Source organism: Candidatus Nomurabacteria bacterium, assembly GCA_023898565.1.
In the GTDB taxonomy this organism is placed as follows: domain Bacteria; phylum Patescibacteriota; class Minisyncoccia; order Phycocordibacterales; family UBA918; genus OLB19.
In genome coordinates, this window is record CP060228.1 from 530689 (window position 1) to 552512 (window position 21824).

At 46.2% G+C, this 21824-nt stretch carries 25 protein-coding genes; 21 read left to right on the forward strand and 4 right to left on the reverse strand.

Annotated elements, in window-relative coordinates; all coding sequences use genetic code 11:
- Nucleotides 1-90: 90 nt before the first annotated feature.
- Nucleotides 91-1245, reverse strand: a complete 1155-nt coding sequence (locus H6780_02765) for a hypothetical protein (GenBank protein USN88396.1) — start codon at nt 1243-1245, stop codon at nt 91-93.
- 198 nt (nt 1246-1443) lie between these two features.
- Between H6780_02765 and H6780_02770 the strand changes: the two genes are divergently transcribed.
- From H6780_02770 to H6780_02780, 3 genes are all read left to right on the forward strand, one after another.
- The gene (locus tag H6780_02770) at nt 1444-2112 is read left to right on the forward strand and encodes a hypothetical protein (protein USN88397.1); all 669 of its coding nucleotides are present in this window, start codon (nt 1444-1446) and stop codon (nt 2110-2112) included.
- A gap of 94 nt (nt 2113-2206) precedes the next feature.
- Nucleotides 2207-3331 (forward strand): META domain-containing protein, encoded by a 1125-nt coding sequence (locus tag H6780_02775; GenBank protein USN88398.1) that lies wholly within the window; start codon nt 2207-2209, stop codon nt 3329-3331.
- 58 nt (nt 3332-3389) lie between these two features.
- Nucleotides 3390-4307 (forward strand): aminoglycoside phosphotransferase family protein, encoded by a 918-nt coding sequence (locus tag H6780_02780; GenBank protein USN88399.1) that lies wholly within the window; start codon nt 3390-3392, stop codon nt 4305-4307.
- A gap of 134 nt (nt 4308-4441) precedes the next feature.
- On the opposite strand, the gene H6780_02785 is transcribed toward H6780_02780, so the two are convergent.
- A complete protein-coding gene (locus H6780_02785; GenBank protein USN88400.1) occupies nt 4442-6346 on the reverse strand; it encodes a GNAT family N-acetyltransferase in 1905 nt (634 codons plus the stop codon).
- A gap of 196 nt (nt 6347-6542) precedes the next feature.
- Nucleotides 6543-7172, reverse strand: coding sequence for an NAD(P)H-dependent oxidoreductase (locus H6780_02790; GenBank protein USN88401.1), 630 nt, complete (start codon nt 7170-7172; stop codon nt 6543-6545).
- A gap of 99 nt (nt 7173-7271) precedes the next feature.
- Here H6780_02790 and H6780_02795 point away from each other — a divergent pair, with 99 nt between their 5' ends.
- The 6 genes from H6780_02795 (at nt 7272) to H6780_02820 (ending at nt 11031) form a co-directional block, all read left to right on the forward strand.
- The gene (locus tag H6780_02795) at nt 7272-7583 is read left to right on the forward strand and encodes a helix-turn-helix transcriptional regulator (GenBank protein USN88402.1); all 312 of its coding nucleotides are present in this window, start codon (nt 7272-7274) and stop codon (nt 7581-7583) included.
- Nucleotides 7584-7687: 104 nt separating this feature from the next.
- Nucleotides 7688-8206: a hypothetical protein gene (locus H6780_02800; protein USN88403.1), complete on the forward strand. Its 519-nt coding sequence runs from the start codon at nt 7688-7690 to the stop codon at nt 8204-8206.
- 188 nt (nt 8207-8394) lie between these two features.
- Nucleotides 8395-8949 carry an RNA polymerase sigma factor gene (locus H6780_02805; protein USN88404.1) on the forward strand — a complete coding sequence of 185 codons (555 nt, stop codon included), beginning with the start codon at nt 8395-8397 and terminating at the stop codon, nt 8947-8949.
- Nucleotides 8950-8952: 3 nt separating this feature from the next.
- Nucleotides 8953-9909: a hypothetical protein gene (locus H6780_02810; GenBank protein USN88405.1), complete on the forward strand. Its 957-nt coding sequence runs from the start codon at nt 8953-8955 to the stop codon at nt 9907-9909.
- A gap of 86 nt (nt 9910-9995) precedes the next feature.
- The gene (locus H6780_02815) at nt 9996-10229 is read left to right on the forward strand and encodes a hypothetical protein (GenBank protein ID USN88406.1); all 234 of its coding nucleotides are present in this window, start codon (nt 9996-9998) and stop codon (nt 10227-10229) included.
- Nucleotides 10230-10362: 133 nt separating this feature from the next.
- Entirely contained in the window at nt 10363-11031 is a 669-nt protein-coding gene (locus tag H6780_02820; GenBank protein ID USN88407.1) for a GGDEF domain-containing protein, read from the forward strand.
- Between the two features lie 69 nt (nt 11032-11100).
- Here H6780_02820 and H6780_02825 read toward each other — a convergent pair whose 3' ends face one another.
- Entirely contained in the window at nt 11101-11709 is a 609-nt protein-coding gene (locus H6780_02825; GenBank protein ID USN88408.1) for a ComF family protein, read from the reverse strand.
- Between the two features lie 50 nt (nt 11710-11759).
- Here H6780_02825 and pilM point away from each other — a divergent pair, with 50 nt between their 5' ends.
- From pilM to H6780_02885, 12 genes are all read left to right on the forward strand, one after another.
- Nucleotides 11760-12851, forward strand: coding sequence for a type IV pilus assembly protein PilM (gene pilM, locus H6780_02830; GenBank protein USN88409.1), 1092 nt, complete (start codon nt 11760-11762; stop codon nt 12849-12851).
- A gap of 53 nt (nt 12852-12904) precedes the next feature.
- Nucleotides 12905-13663, forward strand: a complete 759-nt coding sequence (locus tag H6780_02835; GenBank protein ID USN88410.1) for a hypothetical protein — start codon at nt 12905-12907, stop codon at nt 13661-13663.
- On the forward strand, nt 13660-14232 hold the full coding sequence (locus H6780_02840; protein ID USN88411.1) for a hypothetical protein: 573 nt from the start codon (nt 13660-13662) through the stop codon (nt 14230-14232). Before H6780_02835 ends, H6780_02840 begins: the two co-directional genes overlap by 4 nt.
- 1 nt (nt 14233) lies before the next feature.
- Nucleotides 14234-14563 carry a hypothetical protein gene (locus H6780_02845; GenBank protein ID USN88412.1) on the forward strand — a complete coding sequence of 110 codons (330 nt, stop codon included), beginning with the start codon at nt 14234-14236 and terminating at the stop codon, nt 14561-14563.
- Nucleotides 14564-14567: 4 nt separating this feature from the next.
- Nucleotides 14568-16424, forward strand: coding sequence for a type II/IV secretion system protein (locus tag H6780_02850; protein ID USN88413.1), 1857 nt, complete (start codon nt 14568-14570; stop codon nt 16422-16424).
- On the forward strand, nt 16402-16767 hold the full coding sequence (locus H6780_02855; protein USN88414.1) for a response regulator: 366 nt from the start codon (nt 16402-16404) through the stop codon (nt 16765-16767). Before H6780_02850 ends, H6780_02855 begins: the two co-directional genes overlap by 23 nt.
- Before the next feature lie 6 nt (nt 16768-16773).
- The gene (locus H6780_02860) at nt 16774-17841 is read left to right on the forward strand and encodes a type IV pilus twitching motility protein PilT (protein USN88415.1); all 1068 of its coding nucleotides are present in this window, start codon (nt 16774-16776) and stop codon (nt 17839-17841) included.
- A 13-nt stretch (nt 17842-17854) separates the two neighbouring features.
- Nucleotides 17855-19072 (forward strand): type II secretion system F family protein, encoded by a 1218-nt coding sequence (locus H6780_02865; GenBank protein ID USN88416.1) that lies wholly within the window; start codon nt 17855-17857, stop codon nt 19070-19072.
- Between the two features lie 176 nt (nt 19073-19248).
- Nucleotides 19249-19728 carry a type II secretion system protein gene (locus H6780_02870; protein USN88417.1) on the forward strand — a complete coding sequence of 160 codons (480 nt, stop codon included), beginning with the start codon at nt 19249-19251 and terminating at the stop codon, nt 19726-19728.
- A gap of 102 nt (nt 19729-19830) precedes the next feature.
- Nucleotides 19831-20208 (forward strand): type II secretion system protein, encoded by a 378-nt coding sequence (locus H6780_02875; GenBank protein USN89258.1) that lies wholly within the window; start codon nt 19831-19833, stop codon nt 20206-20208.
- A gap of 180 nt (nt 20209-20388) precedes the next feature.
- Nucleotides 20389-21222, forward strand: coding sequence for a prepilin peptidase (locus H6780_02880; GenBank protein USN88418.1), 834 nt, complete (start codon nt 20389-20391; stop codon nt 21220-21222).
- On the forward strand, nt 21194-21823 hold the full coding sequence (locus H6780_02885) for a prepilin-type N-terminal cleavage/methylation domain-containing protein (GenBank protein ID USN88419.1): 630 nt from the start codon (nt 21194-21196) through the stop codon (nt 21821-21823). The genes H6780_02880 and H6780_02885 overlap by 29 nt, the downstream gene beginning before the upstream one ends.
- The last annotated feature ends 1 nt before the right edge of the window (nt 21824 follow it).

Here is a 21824-nt window from a genome sequence, read left to right on the forward strand (position 1 = left end):
TCGAGCAAATCCGAGCAAACGCAAAAAACGCCTTGTGTTACCAAGACGTTTTTTGTTAATCCACAGACTTGTTTACGCTGGTTTGCTCAGCTACAGGTTATTTCTAAAAGTGATGTAGTCGTCAGTGGCTTCGAGCACCATCTCTCTAGTGTCGGGTCGCAGATTATCGACCCCATTATCCTTTAAGAAGTTATGAAATGACTTAGCACTCTTGCCGACATTAGATCGATACTTGTCAGATGATCGTTCGTCAGGCGGTAGTAGCTCTTTGAACTTTTTAATTGATATCTTCTCTTGATTTGCTGGCATGTACTTGAGAATGTTTTTAAACAGTTTGATGTACATTGGGTCACCTTCGCCTCGTAGTTTGTATGTGAGTTTTTCTGATTTGCTGTGATGATAAATGTTGCCATCCTTAAGATAAAAGATACTGTTCGCAACAGTCTCTTTGGTGTCATCCTCGTCATTATTCATAATGATTGAGTTGTGAATGCGCTCCAAATCACTATGGAATCGTCGACGACCAAAGTAATCACTAGATCGAATATCGCCTGACATGAGTTTTGCGTATTCCTTATGCCGACTATTCTCAAGTAATTTACCCATAAAATTTTTCGTCGTTGCATCGAAACTGATACTGTTATTGCTGAAATAGATCATTTCTTGATACCCCTCTGTTAAACGAGTGAGTGCTCCAGCATAGTCACTGATATCTTGACGCATGAAGACTTCCTCAGCTCCCAGGTACGCTTTTATATTTTTCGTTACGGTAATTTTCTTATCGCTTAGTTGGTTTGTCGATTCTATCTTTTGATCAAGAAATTCATTAGCCTCATCATAATATTCTAGTTCGATCAGCCTTCTTACAAAATCAAAGATCTCACTTTGCATCGTATCAAAACGATTACCGCCAATGACTGTGGTAGAGCCATCTAGTAAACTATCAAGATCTTCTATGCTCGATGCAATTACAGGATCTTCCTTAACATCTAGTTTGTCTGCAATCTTGTTGAACTTACTTTGAATTTTGATGATTTCTTTCAGTAGCTCATCCCGTTGTTTTTCTAAGGTTTCCAGCCTTTGCTTGCGTGCAATGATATCGGTACCTAAGTGGAGAAGTAGGTCTGTGCCATGTTCAGCTAAAAAGCCAATATAGTCCTGAAAAGCAATCACGAAACTCCGATCTAAAACCTTACTGTATAGAGTGTCGAACAGTAGTTTCTCCTTATTTAACAAGCTATTCATAAAGAGATGATAGCATTTTTCAGTATTCTAATGTGAAAAGCGAAAGTGCTCTATAATTGGCATTGTTTGGCATTTGGAGACCCCGACCCGTAGACATCAGAAAATCTGACGACCAGTCGCTAAAATACCCTTATGGGGTCTACAGCGTGGGGTACTTAACCCGAGTGGCCCGCCGTTTAGAGCTGGCACGAAGTGCTTATGTTGAAGAAATTTTGGGAACAAAACAAACATCAACTCCAGTTAGTTGGAATACTTATTGGTGTGGGAGCACTTTTTCTTTCGATACCAATTCCTGAGATTGAGGAGGCTGCAGAGGCATTGAAAAAGATTCAACTAATTTGGCTACTGATAGTAACAATTTCAACAGGGTTACTATTTGTAAACTTGCATAAGTTATCAAGACTCTACGAAATTGATAGTACGAAGGATAAGGATAGTTTTAATTTTGATGAAACAATATCAATTGTAATTGGACTAACAATTGCATATTTCATTAGTAATATGTGGATATATGCCTATTCACTATATCGGGAAGTAATTTTTGATTTCATTGAAACTGTACAATTTGGAATCACTGCATTTTTAGTGGCAGTCACATACCACTGTTGGAGAAAAATAGTTCTAAAGTTTGAAAATCACAATCCGAAACTTAGAGTCTGTATAGCAATTACAGGTCACGCTATTAATGCGTTGCTACTCGGTGCTTGGCTACATGTTTCAATTAATAGTTGGGAATTCGTTTTGAATGAATGGCTGTATTGGTCAGTTGGAACTTTTGTGGTCATGATGGCCATGGGTTTGATGATTGATTGGAAAAGAAAAAGCGAAAGCGCTCGAGACACTATCGAACCTGAAACTGAAAAGTAGTTAATCGGTCAAGCAGGGCTCGGTACCATACGGTTCTTGCTCGAGACCAACACGAGACAGATGTCTCGTGCTGGTTTTGCGTTATAATTACACTATGAAAAAGATTCTTTTAATAATGTCAGTGGCCTGTGCCGTTGTAGTGTTATTCATTGCTCTGGCAGGTATGTATAAGTTTAACTACTTAGCTTCTTTGCCTGGGTATGATGTTGATGGTAATCAGATTGAAACAACTGATGCTTTTGAAGTGGTTGAAGTGTTAGGTCAAAGTTGTCAATCTGATAACGATTGCGAAACTCCAGCAGCCTATGCAATACAGTCGAATTGTCCATACGACTCGGTATGTATTGCAAATAGTTGTGCTGTTGTTTGTCCGCACCCGTTTTCAGGGTCGTCAATTGATGTTGCTGGCCCGAAGAACGCCGCCTACACGCTAGATGGTGAAACGGTGACTCTGGTTGATGGTGTATCTGAAGCAGAAGTAGCACCTGATTCGACAACTAAAATCATCACGCGGTATTTTGGTAACGAAGTACAAACTGATCTCAACAACGATGGTCGTACAGATGCTGTATTTTTACTCACTCAAGAAACAGGTGGTACGGGAACATTTTTCTACGTTGTTGCGGCGCTCAATACTAAAGACGGGTGGGTCGGATCTCGTGGATACTTTTTGGGGGATCGAATAGCGCCGCAGTCCACTGAAGTAAGCAGAAACATAAATCATAAGAATGTGATAGTGGTTAATTATGCCGACAGAGAAGACGGCCGGCCGATGTCTGAACAACCGTCTGTTGGTAAAAGTGTTTGGTTGAAACTAGATATAGACTCAATGACTTTTGGTGAGGTTGTACAAGATTTCGAAGGAGATGCTGATCCAAATGTGATGACGCTTAATATGCAGATATGGACATGGGTTAAAACTCAGTACAACAATGATACTGAGTTTACTCCAAACCAAGCAGAAGCGTTTACTCTTGCTTTTACAGAAGAGGGGACAATTTCAGCTACAACTGATTGTAATTCTATGCATGGTACCTACGAACTCCATGAGAATGAAATTACGTTTGGTCCAATGGCGATGACCAGAATGTTTTGTGCAGAATCGCAAGAGCAGGAATTTGCAGAAATGTTATCAAAAACTCAATCATATTTTTTTACATCAAGAGGAGAGCTCGTTTTTGAACTGAAGGACGACGCTGGCTCGGCGATATTTCGTTAAAACTAACGTGCACTAAATACCTAACAACAGACGATGGATGGTTTGTTATACTGCGGTAATGAATAAACAGGAAATGATTGCTGAATTTGCAATTCGGTCGTCATTAGTGAAAGATCCGAAGGTATCATTTTTGGCTGGAGGCTTTGGGAATGAAAACTATCTGATACAAGAGGGTGATTTACAGTACGTGCTTCGTCTTAAGAAGAGTGATGAACCGCAATTCCGTGATTCGCTAGAGCGTGAATACATATTTTTAAAGTACTACAATGAGTGTGGTGTAGTATTTTGTCCCAAGGCACTGTATTTTGATTCGAGAGACAACTATCTCATTGAGAGTTTTCTGCCCGGAAAGCTTACTCTGTTAAAAGATTTTACCAATGAGCAAGTCGATCAATTTGCTAGGCAGTTGGCCAGTCTGTTTCATCTTAGCGTGCCAGACTTCTATGTCTTTTGTACAAAAAACAATCTAAGAAAATATAAGCAAGAAGACCCAATCTCTCTCCTGCAAAAATATGGGTTTGAGCGCTTAGCTGAAGCTAAGCGGTATGGGTTTTCGGGAGAGTCTGCGGCTTGGCTAGAAGGCTCTTTAAACGAAAATTTGGAATATTTTGAAAATCAAAGTGTAACTGCTGAGCTGGGATTTTCCTGGGGCGATGTGCAGTCAAGTCTGATTATTGGCCCAGGCGACGAAATGTACTTTTACGATTTTGAACATACGGTAATTTCTGACTTTAATGATCTGGCATATATTAAAATTCACAGCGGTTTTGATTCAAGGCAGTTGGAATATTTTGTTGAAAGATGTGCGAAGTATCTCAATAGAAGTACGGATTCTTTAATTTTTAGTATGAATGCTAGTGAGAAAGCAATTCGAACCAATGATGCAATTTGGGCCGCGTGGCAGTGGTCTCAAACTGGTGATGCTAGCTTTGAACAAATGTTACATGAGCGGATTGCTTTAGTGAAAGGTTTGTAGGGAAGGTATGGTGAAGAGTAGGGCAGAGAGTAACGAAACCGCCCGGAAAGCGAAGCTTTCCGGGCTTTTTCATTGCCAGTGCCCAAATAAAAAGTGCCTGGACGTAAGCGTCCAGGCACTGATGCTACTTCTCCTTACAGGTTAGGCTGCGAACGAATTTCGGGCACGGCACCCCGATAGATCACTGTGGTGTAATCATCGGGGTCTGTTTCCGATACGAAATTGTAGCGGTCAAAGAGTGAGCGCATGCGTGGGTTTTTGCTGGCAAAGGTAATCGCGTGCAGTTCCTTCACACCCTTAGCGCGTGCCCAGTCCACCAGGGCTTCCATGAGGTGCGTACCGATGCCCAGGCCTTGCAGTTCGCTGTGGCGCGAGAATGACACTTCGTATGAGCCCTCACTGGTCTGGAAGGCGTGAGCGATGCCGATGATGTAACCTCCTTGCTCCATGACGAATACGCCGTGATGGTTGTAATCCAAGGTGCTGTCGTACAACTTAATCAGCCGACTTGAGGCTGTCAGGGTTTCGACAGGCATACACGAAAAGTATCGCGTTTCACGATCTCCTTTAGAAAGATGCGGAATGTACTCCCGGATGAGCTCGATATCTTCGTGGGTGGCTGGACGCACGATTGCTTCGCTGTCGTTGCGCAGCGTGACCAAGCGGGGAGTGATGGAATCAACTCCTTGCATAGCCGGCAGCGTTCTGACGTGTTTGGCAATTTGCGTGCGCAAATCAGGGTGCACAATCTGCAACATTCGCGACACCCGAGTTCGATCATCGACCATGCGCAGATCGGCCAGGCCATACTCCGTAACGATGACGACCGGCAAATCGGCACTGATGGTGTGATGCGCTCCTTCAGGGAGAGTTGGCACAATCTTGCTGATCACCGCGTCGCCACTTTTTGCAGTGCTCGGCAGTGCAATGAATGACAGACCGCCTTCGGCCCAGGTAGCACCAAGCGCAAAGTCGTTCTGTCCGCCGACGTCTGAGTAGTAGTGTCGCTGCCGGGTGGCAGCTGCTACTTCACCAGCCAGACTGACTGCCAGTGTGGTGTTTACACTGACCATGTGCCGGTTCTGTTTGATGAGTCCAGGATCATTGACGAATTGCTGTGGCAAGACCAGGAAGTGCGGATTTTCGTGCATGGTGTCGTAGAGATCTCGACTGCCAAGCACAAAGCCGACAACAGCATGGTCGCGCAGATTGGTGCCGCCAGCGCGTTTGATGAGTCCTTTTCGGTACAGGTCCAAAACTCCGTCAGAGAACATCTCTGACCACACGCCTTCGATGCACCGATTTTGTGCCGCCAACTGAGCGGCAATGGCATTTGGAATTGCACCAATGCCAAGCTGCAGTATGTGGGGAAGCGTACCGTTTGGAAGAATGTCTTTTTCGAGCTCTCCCATGATATGTTCAGCAATTTTCTGAGCTGACAAAGCTGCCTCAGCTTTGGGTATCATGGTATGTTCGAGAAGGGGTTGGTCAATGTGAACAACAACATCAAAGTCACGTAGATACATTGGGCAGCCGCTCTCGTAGTGCTGGTTTGTTTCGGGATCAAAGTACTGCCCGATATGCCAGCGCGGCATTTGCGCATTGACGACGGCAATCTTGAATCGAGCAGCTTTGACAGCTGCGTCGTCGAGTCCAGCGTTGAGACCGAGAGTAACTCGCCCCGCTTCGTCCGGCAGAGATACATGTGCAAAGGCGACATCGGGTCGCCAGGCACCGTCATACAGTCGATGTACCTGCGAGAGGTTGCAGCGGATATTCTTGGCGAGTCCAGCGTTCACCAGAGCGCGGACGCCCGGGCCGATAAAAGCGGTGACTGGTGTTACGCCACCAGCAACTGCTTTAGCCCAGTCGTTTGCCTTGCCGAGCGAGAGAAGTTGAAAGACTTGTGTGCCCTTGATTTGTTGAGCATTGTCGAAAATCCAGCGCTCGACGTCAGTGATGACGGCGGTGTTGCCCGGCAGGTAGCAAACTGACTGTTTTGAGCCATTCTTTTGCAGCTTGGCTGCGGCTACTGCCATGACTTCAGCAATGGTATTGAGGATGCGTTACGACATGGTGCTTCTCCTTGTAGAAAAAGTAGTGTGACAAAAAACTATAAATCCGCCAGATAGTCTACTCGCGAAAAGGGTGTTGTCAATTTGAGGTGGCGGTGGCAATAAAATCAGCCGGCGCGGACGAAGTCCGCGCCGGCTGATTTTATTAAGTGTTACACCGCTAGATTTTTTTTACAATATCCTCCAAATCTTTGCGCACTTTCGGATAGTGTTGCCAAGCGTCATCGGGTGCACGGTAGCCAAGTGCGAGGATTACCGTGGCGTGAAGGTTGTATTCCTTCAGGCCAAGAATCTCATCATATTGGTCTGGATCGAAGCCGAGCATGGCATGGTTGTCTACCTCCGCCTCAGACGCAGCGGCCATCACGGTACCAAGTGCAATAAAAGCTTGATTGGCTGCCCAGTGGGCACGGTTTTCTGGAGTGCGATTACCCAAATCGCCATTCATGGTGTTTTTAATACCTTCTGCTACATCAGCTGGGAGCTGACGAGCGTCAGCAAGACGGTCGACGTATTCACCAATAAACGCTTCATCTATATCGGTACGAGTTGCAAACACAATAAGAGCACTGTTGTATCCTGCGTGCTCCTGTCCGTAGCTGGCGGGGATGAGTCTTTCTTTTATGACTCGGTCTTTCACCACCATCATTTCAAACGGCTGGAGACCGTAGGCAGTAGCCGCAAGATTGCCTGCGGTGAGAATCTCGGTAAGTGTCTCTTCTGGAATGTCTTTGTTGGTATCAAACTTCTGGGTGGCGTAGCGCCACTTGAGCGCATCAATAATGTGCATAATGATTTTAATAATTTACAAAATAAACCATTAGAGTGTAGCAATGAAAGTATACAAAGTAAACCTTTAAAAATGTGTAAAAGGTGGTAGTATGTCGTCATGAAGAAAAAGCCACAGATTTGTAGCGAGTGCCCCGTTAGCAATACGGCCAAAATCGTTGGAGATTTTTGGTTATTACTTATAGTCCGCTCACTTCTCGACGGACCAAAGCGTTTCAATGAATTGGCGGAATCACTCCATGGCATTAGTCGTCGAACGCTTACGCAGAAACTTCACAAAGCAGAGGATGAAGAGCTGGTTGTACGTCATGAGTACGCCGAAGCGCCACCGCGAGTGGAATACAAACTAACTCCGCGCGGCAAGAAGATGCGCGCCATCATTAAGGCGGTAGAAACATTCACCAAGGGGTAGTGTAAGAAACAGTGCTTTCTCGTGTAGTAATAAGTGAGCAGGCAAGAGTCCTGCTTCGCACTTTGCAAAGGCAACCTTATTACGTAGTTGAAATAGAAAACCGAATGATAAAACAGATAGTGATTCCAGCAGCAGCCTTTTTGGTGACTGCAACTGCGGTGAGTGCCTATAGTAATCCAGATTGGTTACATAACCTTGATATCGACCTCACCGATGATCAGGTATCAGCGCTCGAAGAAGCACACGAAATTAGACAGGCGGCCGATGAAGAAGCCCGCCAAGTGCTTGAGAATGCTGGACTTGATGAAGACAAGATGCACGAAATCCGCGATGCGATGCATGAGGAGCGAAAAGCTCATCACGAAGCAGTCGAGGCGGCACTTGAAGCTGGAGACTATGACGCTTTTACAGAGGCAATCGCCGATTCTCCATTTGCTGACGCAATCACATCAGAAGCTGACTTTGAGAAATTCAAAGAAGCTCATGATTTGCGTGAAGCAGGGGATGATGAAGCAGCAGCAGCCATCATGTCAGAACTTGGGATTGAACGCCCAGAACGCGGCATGAAAGGTGGTCATCGTGGCGACCGCGGCGAAGGAAACTTTGATGAACCTAGTTTTTAAGGAGAGCTTCGCTCGACTATAAAAACGGAAATGCTCCTGTGGCGGTCCTGACCAAGAGAGCTAGGTCGGCAGTCAGTCAGAGTGAGTCACGAAGGATTTGCTCAAAACCTATACCAGAAAAAGCGCGGCCCGAAGGGCCGCGCTTTTTGTAATACGAATCGGTTTTCAGTGTAATATACAAAGAGCGTATGAATGAAATATTGAGTGATGAAGCAATTGCCGAAGCTGTACAAAATGGTAAGGTTTCCGCTTTTGGTGAGCTTGTTTCGCGCTATGAAGCAAAATTAAAACGATACGCTCGCAAGTTTCTCTCTCGCGAAGAGGATATTGAAGACTTGGTGCAAGACGTTTTTATAAAGGCCTACGAGCATATTCAATCGTTTAATACTGAACTGCGTTTTTCGCCGTGGATATATCGCATTGCACACAACGCGTTTGTGAATGAGCTCAGACGAAAAAGTCGCTACGGATTTGGCCTCTTTGATGCTGATGCAATTTTGCCGCTCATTGCTGCGCCAGAAACTGCGGACCAGGATGCACTTGATGGTGAAGTCCGCGCTGAGCTTGAAAAGTATCTCGCGACACTGGCACCCAAGTATCGTGAAGTAATTGTGTTGCATTACTTCGAAGATCTATCGTATCAAGAGATAAGTGACGTGTTACAGGTGCCGGTAAATACCGTGGGAGTGCGCATGACAAGAGCAAGAGCACAACTAAAGAAGATTATAAGTAATGCTGCATAACGTATGAATGATATTAAAGACAACATCATAAAGAAGATCAGGGCCGGTGAAGTTCATATGGTGCCACGCTGGCAGTTTGTGCTTAAAGCAGTGCTGTTTGGGGTGAGTGTGCTTATTGTGGCACTTATTGCTGTGTACTTATTGAGTTTTGTGCTGTTCGTGTTACACGAAACAGGTATCTGGTTCGCGCCAGGCTTCGGCTTGCCTGGAATATTCTTTTTTGTAATTGCCTCGCCGTGGATGCTAATTTCATTGGTCGGTATCTTTTTGCTCATCTTATATTTTTTGGTCGCACACTATTCATTCAGTTACCGCAAGCCATTGGTTTATTCGCTCATCGGAGTGGTGCTGTTTGTTATTGCGGTGTCGTCGCTTATTCAGTACACCACCGTACATAAGCGCATTAATGCGTTTGTGGAACGTCACGAAATTCCCGGTCTAGCGCCGCTGTATCGTGGCCTCACGAAGGAACGTCCGGGTAGTATGGTGGTTGGTACAGTAGAGGCGATTGATAAAACGGAAATTAAAGTAGTGACCGAACGAGCTGGAGTGGTGGAGGTTGAACTGTCGTCTCGTACTAAGCTTCCGCCAAACAAGTCTATTGAAATTGGCGATGAGGTGATGGTGTTCGGTAACTTCCAAGGAGACGATCTAATCGCGTTTGGAGTACGACATGTCAGTGATGGCCTGCCGCCGCCTCCCAAAGATGCTTTTGCTCCAGGTGGGCAACCGCCACGCGTGGAGAATGTTACTACTCATCAAGAAGCAGAGCGTGAAGATCAGGTTGTTCCACTGGTAGATACGCGGATTGATCTAAAGACCAACAGTAATGACGAACATGTGGTTTGGGACGATGATGGAGAAGCAGAAGATATTGAGGATGATGAAGAGGGAGAGGAGCATGACGACGAACATGAGCGTAATGAGCGTGAAAGAGAAGATGAGTTTGAGGATGACTAATGGCTAGCTATCCTTTACGAATTAATTAATTTTTTGTAAGGTACAAGATGGCCACTATCGGTCGATGACTGAAAAAGGAGTTCTTTGTGTCTACACGCAAATCTTCCAGCAAGAAACAAGCTTCTGGTCAACAAAAAAAGACTTCGGTCGTTAAGCAGGCGCGTGTCAATCGTCGGCTGAGAGCTGCAGCGAAGCGTCTGGCACGTGAAAAAAGTCGGCAGGGTCACCAGCAGGCGACACTCAATGGCTTCGTGCATCACCAGCGGACAAAGGGGAAGAAAGTCTCCAAGCGGGAGGCGGCTAAGCAGTTACTGGCTTAGTTCCAGGCTCACGAGAGCAAACAAAAGCGGCCTATGGCCGCTTTTTGATGTACCAGACATGCCTGATTCATTGACAAAAAGCTTATTTACATACATAATATTCACAATAAAACGTTCTTTTTAGGAGGAAATAATGAACTTGCCAATTGAGGTGTGGCAAAGCGCTGCGATTGGTCTTGGTGTCGTGTCAGTGATTTTGGCTGGCGCGTATCTCATGTGTCGTCGTGAGTGCGTGTTGCTGCGGGCAGAAAATGAAGTGTTACTTCAGCTCGCTAACACGGATCAGTTGACTGGCCTAGGTAATCGTCGGCTGTTCTCAGCGCGGGCGGAGTATCTCATGAAGTTGTTACCAACTCCGTCGACAAATCAGGCACGTTATCGCGAGCGGCAGGCGCATATTCCAGCGTTGACTGCAATCTACATCGATATCGACCATTTCAAGCAGATTAATGACACCTACGGGCATCCTGCCGGCGATGTAGTGTTGCGCACACTTGCGGTGCAATTGCGTAAGCTGTTGCGGGACAGCGATCTCATCTGTCGCTTTGGCGGTGAAGAGTTTGTGGTCTTGTTGCCCGACGATGCAACTGACGCTTTGCGAGTGGCAGAAAAAATCCGTACGGCTATTGCCAACGTTGATTTCGGAATTAAGGATTTGCTGGGTATCACGATTAGCATTGGTCTGTGCTCGGTAGCTTGTCAGGTGCCGCTTGACCAGTTGTTGTCCCGAGCGGACGCTGCACTTTATGCCGCCAAACAGAGCGGTCGGAATCGAGTGGTGGTGTTTCCTTTCTCCGATTGATGATTGTAAGACCCGATGTTGCAGCGCAACATCGGGTCTTTTTAATAAAAACACGCCTACAAGCAGTGCTTAATGCGCCAATGCAAGCAGGGTTAGTTTGGTTTGGGTAGGTACATGTGGCAGAAGTGCCTGCTTGGCGGCGAGGAGTGTGGCGCCTGTGGTTGCCACGTCATCAATAACGACAATATTCTTTGTTTGCAGCGCGGCGAGTTCCCTTGTCTGCACTGCAAACGCGTTATGCACATTTTTCAAGCGCGCGTTGCGGTCGAGAGTCGATTGGGCGCTGGTGTGTGATGTGCGCCTAAGTACAGAAGAATAGGTGACAGACTGTAGCTGGGCCGCTTTTAGTATCTCAGTGACTTGATTGTAGCCGCGGGCGCGTTCTCGCTGTCGACTGAGTGGGATGGGTAGGTACACAGTGTCTGCTGGTTGAATCTTGTGCCACGCGTACAGCAGTGCGCCCAAATGCGCCGCTGCATTCTTATCGTGATGAAACTTATTCTGTGTGATGGCCGCTCGAATGAGTGGGGTGTGGTAGTGGCAGAGACATATTGTGTGAAGAAATGGCGACGGTCTGTATTCGGCGAGAATGCTCTCAGGACTAGCATTGCGAACCAGCAGCTCTGCCTGACTTGGAGGGAAGAGTAAATCAAGCAGAGCTGTGAGTAACTGTTCCATAATCTAGCAGTATAGCGTACTCGGCGTGATAGAATATCCATACATACTATATGAGCTTTATTACCAACATTCTTTCATCGCTTCAGTCCAAAGATGGTTCTGGGAGCAGTGTTGTAGGTATTGATGTCGGGTCTGCGTCAATGAAGGTGGTTGAGCTTGAGGAGCGCAAGGGAGTGGTAACGCTCGTAACATACGGTGAAGTACAACTTGGTCCATATGCTGGAAAACAACTTGGGGATTCAGTCACGCTTGACGCAAAGCAAGAGCAAGAGGCTTTGGTTGACGTCATTCGCGAGTCTGCCGTTAAGGCTCGCAACGCAGTTTTTGCCATGCCATTGTCTTCAAGTTTTGTAACCAATGTCAGTATTGACGCAGACGCAGACGCAGATTTAAGTTCTATGGTTCGTGTCGAAGCACGCAAAGTCATTCCCGCGTCTCTTAGTGAAGTGACACTTGATTGGGCTGAAGTTGAAGTGACCAAGAAAGAGGCCGAGAATCATGAGACAGATCGCCGCAATGTTTTAATTGCTGCAATTCAAAATTCTGCCCTTGAGCGTTTTAAAGTGCTCATGCAGTTCGTCGGAATTCAAAACCCACCAACAGAGATTGAGTGCTTTAGTTCAATCCGCAGTTTGTATAGTTCGGATGAGTCCGATTTTGCAATCATTGATATTGGTGCCACCTCTGCCAAGTTGTACATCACGCGCAAAGGGTTGCTAATGCGCATGTACCGTATTCGCGCTGGTGGGGCTATAGCTACCAAAAAAATCTCAGAAACACTTAACATCAATTTTGAAACCGCCGAGGAGTTAAAATACATAGCCGACAAACAAGCGAGTAATTTTACCGACATGAAGCGCGCACATAACAGTAGTTACGATCGGGCTTTCCGGGAGTTCAATCAGGTGTTGCGCGAGTATGAGCAACGTACTGGTGTAAAAATTAGTACCGTCTATCTTTCTGGCGGGGGAGCACTTTTCCCTGGTATTGATGCTCACCTCAAGGACGCGCTTAGTCGAGAGGTAATCCTGTCAAATCCATTTGCGCGTGTCGCGTATCCAGCCTTTATGGAAGATACTATGAAAGAGATTGGTCCATCGTTTACTGTTGCGGTTGGCGCTGCGCTGCGATCATTTGAGTAGTGTTTCCACAGCTCTGAACTCTTTTTCTTCTATTTGTACGTATAATTAAAGGTATGCCAGGTTCTTCTTCCAATAATTCGTTCATTCCTAAGCGTGGTTCCGCGCTTGGTTCCAAGCGTAAGTCTGTCTCTCGGCAGGTGTATGTCTTCACGATTATTAGTTACGTCGTGCTTTTTGCTACTTTACTTGCGACTGGGGGTGTCTTTTTGTATGAGAATTATCTTAAGTCTGAACGTGATGCTGTTATCTCGCAATTACATAGCGACATAACATCGTTTAGTCGCGCCGATATGGAAGCGTTGCAGCAGTTTGATCGTTATTTGGATCAAGCGTATGGTCGGCTCGACATGAGCGTCTCGGTATCTTCCATCTTTTCAGCAATTGAAGCGGCAACTATTGATACGGTACGACTCGAAACGCTTGGCTTTGAGAGGGAAAATGACATGGCCTACTTACTTACGGCCAGTGTTAAGACTGATTCATTTGACTCAACTATTTTCCAAAGAAAAGTTTTTGAAAACAACGCAATTGTCTCCTCAGTTGTTGTGCGCGATGTGCAGGCGGCTTCGGCGAAATCTGATGAATCAGATAATTCTTCAAATGGAGGCGGTAGCAACCCGCGCAGTGAGCGTTTGAGTTTTACTGCTGAGCTCGGAGTGCCGCTCAGTGCGGTGCCGTATGTCCCAGGCGCCGTGCAGTCGAGTTTTACACCAGCGCCACCAACTGTAGAGCAAACAAAAATTGAAAGCGAGCCAGCGGGAGTTGAGGTGGGTGACATCTTACAAGGAAATGCTAATGAAACAGAGATATGATTCCTAAAGGGCTATTTATGCAGATTGGGATGGTGATCGTTTCAGTTGCGATTGTGTTCACCTATGTTAAACCCCAGTTTACCACCATCGCTGCAATTCAAGATGATATCGCACTTTACCAGCAAAAGCGCGATGAAGTTTTATTGGTGAATTCACGTCTTACTGAACTTACTGATCAGGTCGATAGCGTTTCTGAGGTAGACAAAAAGCGTCTACAGACATATCTGCCAGAAACACTAGATCCACTCAAAGTTTCGCGCGATTTGCTTTTGGCTACCATTCAGGCTGGGGTTTTATACAAAGACGTTACTTTTGATGGTGAAGAGAGACAGAATAACAAGCGCCAGTCCACATCAAAATCAGCAGACGAAAACAAGCCAGCTCCGCATTCGTTCACACTACAAGTCGAAGGAACGTACGCTCAAATCAAGGAGCTCTTCCGTCTGCTAGAGCAGAATAATTACCCGCTCGAAGTACAGACTGCCGATGTAGCACGAGTGGACGGTGGTTTTTTAGGAGCAAATATAACACTAGTAACTTATTCATTCGATAATGGGCTAGATATTTAGTATGGGAAAGACTGCTACAAATTTAGTGATAGTGCTTGGCTTGATTACGGTTGCCTTTGCTGGATTTTATCTGTATATGCAGCAAGAGAATGCAGATGTTTCGTTTGGTGGCAACAACACGCAAGATGTGCAGGCTATGCTCCGTGATGCACAAGAATATATTAGCTATGGTGATACGTTAAAAGCGATTGATTTGAAAGTGGAGTTTTTTGATGATCCACGCCTGCTGTCGTATAAAAGCTTCAGTACACAAGTACAGGACCGTCCGATTGGTCGACCAAATCCTTTTGCTGATACTACTGTAATTAATCCGGCTGCTATTGATTTCTAAGCGTATGGATCCACTACAAACACTCAAAGATCAGGGTGCGGTGGATGCGGAGTTGATAGCTCAAGCTGAACGCATAATTGGTGAAACAGGTAGGCCGTACGACACGGTACTTATTGAACTCGGTCTCGATCGGGCGTTTGTGCGGAATGCTTTGGCTGAGTTTTATCAGGTGCCGGCGTTTGTGATACCAGAAGGTTTTTCGGTGACACAGCAGGTGCTTGATTACGTATCTGATTCTTCAGCTGAACACTATCGTGTGGTGCCGCTCATGGTTGAGGATGAAGTGTTGGTGGTAGGAGTCAATGACCCAGACAATCTGCAGATGCGCGAAGCGCTCAACTTCATTAGTACCAAGAACAATTTGCCATATCGCTTGGTGTACATGCTTGATGAAGACATCACACGTGTGTTGTCTTTTTACTCGAACCTAGAAGGCGACGTTGGAGATGCACTCGAAACTTTAGAGAGTGAGCTTGATAAAGAAATTGCCGCTAGTCTTGAAGAGTCAGGCGAACAAAGTAAGCAGTCTTTCGAACACATCGAAGAAGATGCTCCTGTGACCAAAATTGTGGCCACTATTTTGCGCTACGCGGTAGACGGAAGTGCGTCCGATATTCATATTGAGCCAAGCCAAAAGGAGGTAGGTGTTCGTTTTCGTGTTGATGGTGATTTGGCAAAAAGCCTCACTTTGCCGAAAAACGTACATATGGCAGTGGTGGCACGAGTAAAAATCTTGTCGTCCATGCGGCTTGATGAACGTCGCAAACCACAGGACGGTCGTTTCTCAGCCACCTTTGATGACCGCAAGATTGATTTTCGCGTTTCAGTCTTACCAACCAACCACGGCGAGAAAGTGGTGATGCGTATTCTCGACACAAGCAAAGGAGTCCGCTCTTTGGCGGAGAGTGGTATTTCTGAAGCCAATCGCGAAATTATCAAACGAATTGTGCAGGAGCCGTACGGTATTATTCTTATTTCTGGTCCAACAGGTTCTGGTAAGTCAACGACCTTGCGCGGCATGATTCAGGAGCTCGACACACTATCAAAAAACGTCATGTCACTGGAAGATCCGGTGGAATACAACATGGACGGTGTGAGTCAGTCACAGGTGCGGCCAGAAATTGGCTACACCTTCGCTAAAGGTTTGCGTGCTGCACTGCGTCAAGACCCAGACATTATTATGGTGGGTGAGATTCGTGATAAAGAAACGGCGCAGCTGGCCATTCAGGCTGCGCTTACGGGTCACCTGGTGCTTTCAACCATTCACACCAACAACGCTATAGGTGTGGTGCCGCGTCTTATTGATATGGGGGTTGATCCGTACTTGATCGCACCAACGCTCAAAATGGCCATCGCGCAAAGGCTTGCACGTACACTGTGTAATGGCACTGGTCGAGAAGAGTCTATAGACGCGGGTACGAAGGGACGAATTGAAAAAGCATTTAAAACGTTGCCAACCAAATTCCGCAGTCGCATTCCCGAAAAGCAAACCATGTTACACCCTGAGTCTACAGCAAGTTGTGCCACCGGCTATCGTGGGCGTACGGCCATTACTGAGGTGCTCGAAATCAACGAAGAGATGCAAGAGCTCATTTTACGCAATGCTTCAGAAGAGGAATTCTTCCAAACTGCGCGTAAGAATGGTTTTGTTACGCTGCAAGAAGATGCCATCATCAAAGCGCTCAATCATGAGATTCCCTACGAAGAAATGAATGTCTTCAGTACCAAAATCGGCATGGACATTGAGATTGATGAACCATCTGACGCTGTGTACGAAACCTATGACACTGTCGATAACCTGACAGACATTGAGGTGTCAGAAGCTATAATGAGTGATGATGAAGCTGCTTCTAGTAGATGATGACGCTTTTTTGCGTGATATGTACGCAAAGAAATTTGCTGACAGTGGGTACGAAGTCGAAGTGGCCGACAGTGGCGCTGCCGGTCTTTCGAAAATCCGACAACATCCCGATTTTGATATGGTCATTTTAGACATGGTCATGCCAGGCATGTCTGGCGTTGAGTTGATTGAAAATATCAAACGAGACTTTCCAGACTTTAAGGCAAAATGCGTCGTGTTATCAAACCAGGGGCAGCCTGAGGATATTAAGGAGGCGGAAGTAGCGGGGGCTGACGGATACATTATCAAAGCGGAGGTGGTACCAAGTGATGTGGTGAAAAAAGCGGAGGTACTTTTTAAGTAAATTGTTATGGCTGTAGACTACAAACGAGAACTAAGTGCACTCATTGAACTCATTTTGCAAGAACAGGCATCTGACCTGCATCTTTCCGTTGGCTCTCATCCGCTGATTCGTGTGTCGGGCACACTCATTCCGCTACTTAAGAAGCCAATTCTGACCGACGCAGATGTAAACGCGTTTGCAAAAGTATTGATGCGTGAAGATCAATACAAGCGGTACCTTGAATTTAATGAAATTGACTTTTCATACGAAAATACTGAAGGCGTTCGTTTTCGTGGCAATGCCTTCTACCAACGTGGGCATATGGGAGTCGCGCTTCGTCTCATTCCTAATGTTATTCGCGACTTTGATGAGCTTAATTTGCCGCCCATTCTTGAAAGTTTTACACAGCGCTCGCAGGGATTTTTCTTGTGTGTAGGGCCGGTTGGTCAAGGTAAATCGACTACGCTAGCAGCGATGGTAAATCGGATTAACAAAGGCCGCGCCGAACACATAGTAACCATTGAAGACCCGATTGAGTATGTGTACCAGGAAGAAAAGTCACTGATTGATCAGCGTGAGATTGGTATTGATACCGGTAGTTTTGAAAAAGCACTTAGTGCAGCGCTGCGTCAAGATGTGGATGTTATCTTGGTTGGTGAGATGCGTAATACTGAAACTATTTCTGCGGCAGTAACTGCAGCGGAAACAGGCCACCTGGTCTATTCGACGCTGCATACCAACGATGCTGCTCAAACGATCAACCGTATCGTTGACTCATTTCCAGCTGGTCAGCAAGATCAGATTCGTGTGCAGCTCGCGGGGTCACTGATTGCGATTTTCTCGCAGCGACTCATTCCGCATATTGCTGGTGGCTTGGTGCCGGCCTACGAGCTTCTGATCAACAATACTGCCGTGAGCAACTTGATTCGTGAAAATCGCATCCATGAAATTCCATCGGTGATCGAGACAGGTCTTGAGCAGGGGATGATTGACATGAATCGCTCACTTGCACGCTTAGTGCAAAATGGTGACATTACGGTTGAGAATGCCTTTACGTATTCAGTAAATCCGAAAGGCTTAGAGCGTTTAATCTAATTACTATTTTCGTATGCTATTTAACTACAAAGCAGTTGATGGTGCCAATGTGCAACGCGAGGGGACCGTCGAGGCGCCGACTATCGACGCGGCAATTTCAGCTGTGCAGAAGCGTGGCTACACACTGGTGTCAATAGATGAGGCGGCAAGCGCTGGCGGTTTGGGGAGCTTGCTCAATATTGAATTCTCGTTTTTCCAATCAGTTTCAAATAAAGAGATTGTGATTATGTCGCGGCAGATTGCGACGCTCTTTCAAGCGCAGGTATCGCCACTCCGTATTTTTAGACTGCTGTCTGCTGAGGTAGAGAATCCACAATTGCAGCTGATTATGAATCGTATTGTGGAAGATCTCCAGGCTGGTAGTTCAATTTCTCGAGCACTTTCAGCACACCCAGAAGTATTCTCGTCTTTTTATGTCAACTTAGTGCGGTCTGGAGAAGAGTCTGGTTCGCTTGAAAAATCATTTGATTACTTGGCTGACTACCTTGATCGCCAGTATGAAGTTATCTCAAAGGCGCGCAATGCGCTGGTGTATCCGGCGTTTGTGGTGGCGATTTTCTTTGCGGTGATGGGCTTAATGCTTACGTTGGTGATTCCAAATATTGCGAAAATTTTGACAGATTCTGGACAGGAGCTGCCAATCTACACCAAGATTGTGATCGGCATTTCTGATTTTCTGGTTAACAACATCGCTTTAATTTTAATTGCTATTGCAGCGGCTGGAGTAGGGTTGTGGCGTTTCTCTAAAACTGATGTTGGTGAGCGTACGATTGATGAGTTTATTTTGTCAGTGCCGTATCTGGGTGATCTGCAGCGGAAGCTGCTTCTGACGCGTTTGTGTGACAACATGTCGACGATGCTTGGTAGTGGTATCTCAATTGTGCAGGCACTTGAGGTGACGGCCGATGTGGTAGATAACACTGTGTACCGAGAGATTATCGAGTCTTCACTCACTGAAGTAAAAGGCGGACGTTCGTTTGCTGATGCGATTGCTGAGTTCCCGGAAATTCCTGGGGTGTTGGCACAGATGTCGAAAGTGGGTGAGGAGACAGGTAGTTTGGGTTCTATCTTAACGACGCTTTCACACTTTTATCGACGTGAGGTAAACAATGCTGTTGACACACTCATCGGTCTTATTGAGCCAGCGATGATTGTGATGCTTGGTCTTGGGGTGGGTGTACTTCTCGCGTCGGTTTTGATGCCAATCTACAATATGACGAGTGCGTTTTAGTTACAAAACAAAAGGCGCGGCCCTTCGGGCCGCGCCTTTTGTTTTCCCCACCTTTTTATTTCTATACGTCACTAAGTCGTATAATAAAGACAGCCGCGTACAACGTGGGCAAACCTTTTTCAGATACGCAGCTGATATCTGAAAAGGGGAATTAATGAATAACTCATAATAGATTTATGAAAAAGACACTACAACGAGGTTTCACCCTTATCGAACTCCTCGTCGTGATCGCAATTATCGGTATCTTGGCAGCCGTAGTGCTCGCATCACTTAATGATGCACGTGATGGTGGCCAAGACGCTTCAATCAAACAGTCGATTGGTAACGCTCGTTCACAGGCTGAGTTGATTTACAACCAGAGTGGCTATTCATACGCTTCTGTTTGTACTGCAGGTAATCAGATTGATACTCTGATGCAGGCAGCAGCCGACAATCGCGCTGAAACAAACAATGCAAATGTGTTTGCCATTGCTACAGGCGGTGCAGCTGATACTGTTACTTGTCATAGTAACGATGCGGGATATGCTATTAGCGCTCCGTTAAATATTCCTGCTCCAGGTGGCGCTGATCAACATTGGTGTATTGATTCTACTGGTTTCGTTGGAACTACTACCCCAGCGTTCCCAAATGCAAACGAAGTTGATTGTACTTCATAGTAATTGGAGTGCTGTACAAACAAAAAAACACCTTCAGGGTGTTTTTTTGTTTGTAACAGAGGTGTCCGGGACTAAATGTTATGTATAATATTTTTAATGAAAATACTGACCAAAGGATTCACTATTATTGAGCTACTTACAGTCATTGCCATTATTGGTATTTTGGCAGCGATGATTTTAGCTTCACTCAACGATGCACGCGAGAGTGCTGTCACTGCAAAAATCCAGACTGAAATGGATGCACTCGCGAAGCGAGCTGGCATAGAAAACAATGCGAGCTTCACCTACGATACGGTTTGTGGCTCTAACGGCTTTGCTACCTCCTCCACGATTGTTGGCTTGATTGCTTCTATTGAAAGTTTGGCCTCTAGTACCGTGATGTGCAACAGCTCGCCGAGTGCGTACGCGGCTTCGGTAGCCATAGACACAGGCTACTGGTGTATTGATAGTACCGGAGTGCGCAAAGAGATTGGTGCGTAGCTCGGGGTGGGTGATGTGGTGTGTCCTCCGTAGGTTGCACAAAACCAAACTATCCGCCGATAGCGAACCATTCCTCAAACTGCTGCCCGTAAGGGCGGTGAGTCTTTGGTGGATAGTTTGATTGTCGACAGACAAAAGGCGCCCGCGAAGCGGGCGCCTCTTGTCTGTTATACTTACTTCATGCTGCTTGATGTCAGTTTTTTCTCCCCAGCTCTACTTGGTGTAGTGGCCTTTGGGTTTGGGGTAATCATCGGTAGTTTTCTCAACGTGTACATCTACCGGTTTCATACCGGTAAGTCACTGTCAGGGCATTCGCACTGTTTGTCGTGCGCCAGAAAGCTTACGTGGTACGAGCTCTTCCCGCTGGTGTCATACCTTGGCTTGCGCGGTCGCTGTCGCACGTGCGGCTGCCGGATTCCGGTGCGATACTTTCTGGTAGAGCTTTTGACTGGACTCCTATTTGCACTTTCGATATCAATAACTATCGATGTGTTGCAGCTGCTGGTGTGGTGGTACATTTTTTCCGTATTGGTAGTGATTACAGTGTATGACTTGTATCACTTTATTATCCCTGATCGATTAACGATATATCTCACCATTGCCACGGTCCTTCTCTATGGCTATCGCTGGTGGCAAGGGGTCTTTATGCTTGAGAATGTCTTTATGTACACACTTTCCGCACTTGGCGGAACGGCTTTCTTTCTATTGCTCTGGGTGGTTTCAAAAGGGCAGTGGCTCGGCTTTGGTGATGTTAAGTTGGCTTTCCCGCTCGGCCTGCTGGTTGGTCCAGCTCATGTGTTTTCGTTTGTGGTGCTGTCATTTTGGATTGGTGCTGGTGTGAGTCTGCTGCTCTTAGGCGCCGCTAGATTCAGTAGGGGAAAAGCCGGTTTACATGTACTAGGTAAAGCCCTTACAATGAAAAGCGCGGTCCCATTTGCTCCCTTTCTCGTGGCCAGCACAGTTGTTATTCTATTTACACATTTCAATGTCTTGGCGCTCTTTAGTTTTATGTAAAAAAAGTCAGTCGGCGCAGTTTGGCCACGCGGGTTTTGGTTTGGTCGAACTGATGGTGGCGATTAGCGTGATGGTAATTGTGCTCTCAATTATTTTAAGTCGACAAGACGCGTTTAATGGTGCGGTACTGCTTCGTAATCAAGCGTACGAGATTGCTCTCGCGGCTCGTGAAGTGCAGCTTAGTGCGGTCAGCGCGAGCGGCGGCGCTGGAGATTTTCGTAACGAATACGGCTTATATTTCAACTCAACATCAGTTTGGGACGGTGAATATCAGATATACCGAGACGCTACCAGCGGCAGTGATAATGATGGTTTCTATAGTGGTTCAAGTGAAGATTTTGGAGGCCGCAGTAGGCTTGATGAGCGGTTTGAGATTAGAGAAATTAGAATTATTGATGGCAGTACTACTGACATCCCCGACGAAGTCTCTGTTGTGTTTGTGCGACCAAATTTTGACGCAGTCATTTATGATGCTGCTAACAGCCCTGTATCAGGAGCAACAGTTGAAATTGATGTTGCCAGACGTGGGTCGGTTGGCTCTGGTCCGGGTGATATGCGCACGATTGAAATAACCTCAACGGGGCAGATTGCCGTACAATAAG

Coding starts and splice junctions, on each gene's coding strand:
- H6780_02765 (USN88396.1), bottom strand. CDS start 1,245: ATGAATAGCTTGTTAAATAAGGAGAAACTACTGTTCGACACTCTATAC.
- H6780_02770 (USN88397.1), top strand. CDS start 1,444: ATGTTGAAGAAATTTTGGGAACAAAACAAACATCAACTCCAGTTAGTT.
- H6780_02775 (USN88398.1), top strand. CDS start 2,207: ATGAAAAAGATTCTTTTAATAATGTCAGTGGCCTGTGCCGTTGTAGTG.
- H6780_02780 (USN88399.1), top strand. CDS start 3,390: ATGAATAAACAGGAAATGATTGCTGAATTTGCAATTCGGTCGTCATTA.
- H6780_02785 (USN88400.1), bottom strand. CDS start 6,346: ATGGCAGTAGCCGCAGCCAAGCTGCAAAAGAATGGCTCAAAACAGTCA.
- H6780_02790 (USN88401.1), bottom strand. CDS start 7,172: ATGCACATTATTGATGCGCTCAAGTGGCGCTACGCCACCCAGAAGTTT.
- H6780_02795 (USN88402.1), top strand. CDS start 7,272: ATGAAGAAAAAGCCACAGATTTGTAGCGAGTGCCCCGTTAGCAATACG.
- H6780_02800 (USN88403.1), top strand. CDS start 7,688: ATGATAAAACAGATAGTGATTCCAGCAGCAGCCTTTTTGGTGACTGCA.
- H6780_02805 (USN88404.1), top strand. CDS start 8,395: ATGAATGAAATATTGAGTGATGAAGCAATTGCCGAAGCTGTACAAAAT.
- H6780_02810 (USN88405.1), top strand. CDS start 8,953: ATGAATGATATTAAAGACAACATCATAAAGAAGATCAGGGCCGGTGAA.
- H6780_02820 (USN88407.1), top strand. CDS start 10,363: ATGAACTTGCCAATTGAGGTGTGGCAAAGCGCTGCGATTGGTCTTGGT.
- H6780_02825 (USN88408.1), bottom strand. CDS start 11,709: ATGGAACAGTTACTCACAGCTCTGCTTGATTTACTCTTCCCTCCAAGT.
- pilM (USN88409.1), top strand. CDS start 11,760: ATGAGCTTTATTACCAACATTCTTTCATCGCTTCAGTCCAAAGATGGT.
- H6780_02835 (USN88410.1), top strand. CDS start 12,905: ATGCCAGGTTCTTCTTCCAATAATTCGTTCATTCCTAAGCGTGGTTCC.
- H6780_02840 (USN88411.1), top strand. CDS start 13,660: ATGATTCCTAAAGGGCTATTTATGCAGATTGGGATGGTGATCGTTTCA.
- H6780_02845 (USN88412.1), top strand. CDS start 14,234: ATGGGAAAGACTGCTACAAATTTAGTGATAGTGCTTGGCTTGATTACG.
- H6780_02850 (USN88413.1), top strand. CDS start 14,568: ATGGATCCACTACAAACACTCAAAGATCAGGGTGCGGTGGATGCGGAG.
- H6780_02855 (USN88414.1), top strand. CDS start 16,402: ATGAAGCTGCTTCTAGTAGATGATGACGCTTTTTTGCGTGATATGTAC.
- H6780_02860 (USN88415.1), top strand. CDS start 16,774: ATGGCTGTAGACTACAAACGAGAACTAAGTGCACTCATTGAACTCATT.
- H6780_02865 (USN88416.1), top strand. CDS start 17,855: ATGCTATTTAACTACAAAGCAGTTGATGGTGCCAATGTGCAACGCGAG.
- H6780_02870 (USN88417.1), top strand. CDS start 19,249: ATGAAAAAGACACTACAACGAGGTTTCACCCTTATCGAACTCCTCGTC.
- H6780_02880 (USN88418.1), top strand. CDS start 20,389: ATGCTGCTTGATGTCAGTTTTTTCTCCCCAGCTCTACTTGGTGTAGTG.
- H6780_02885 (USN88419.1), top strand. CDS start 21,194: ATGTCTTGGCGCTCTTTAGTTTTATGTAAAAAAAGTCAGTCGGCGCAG.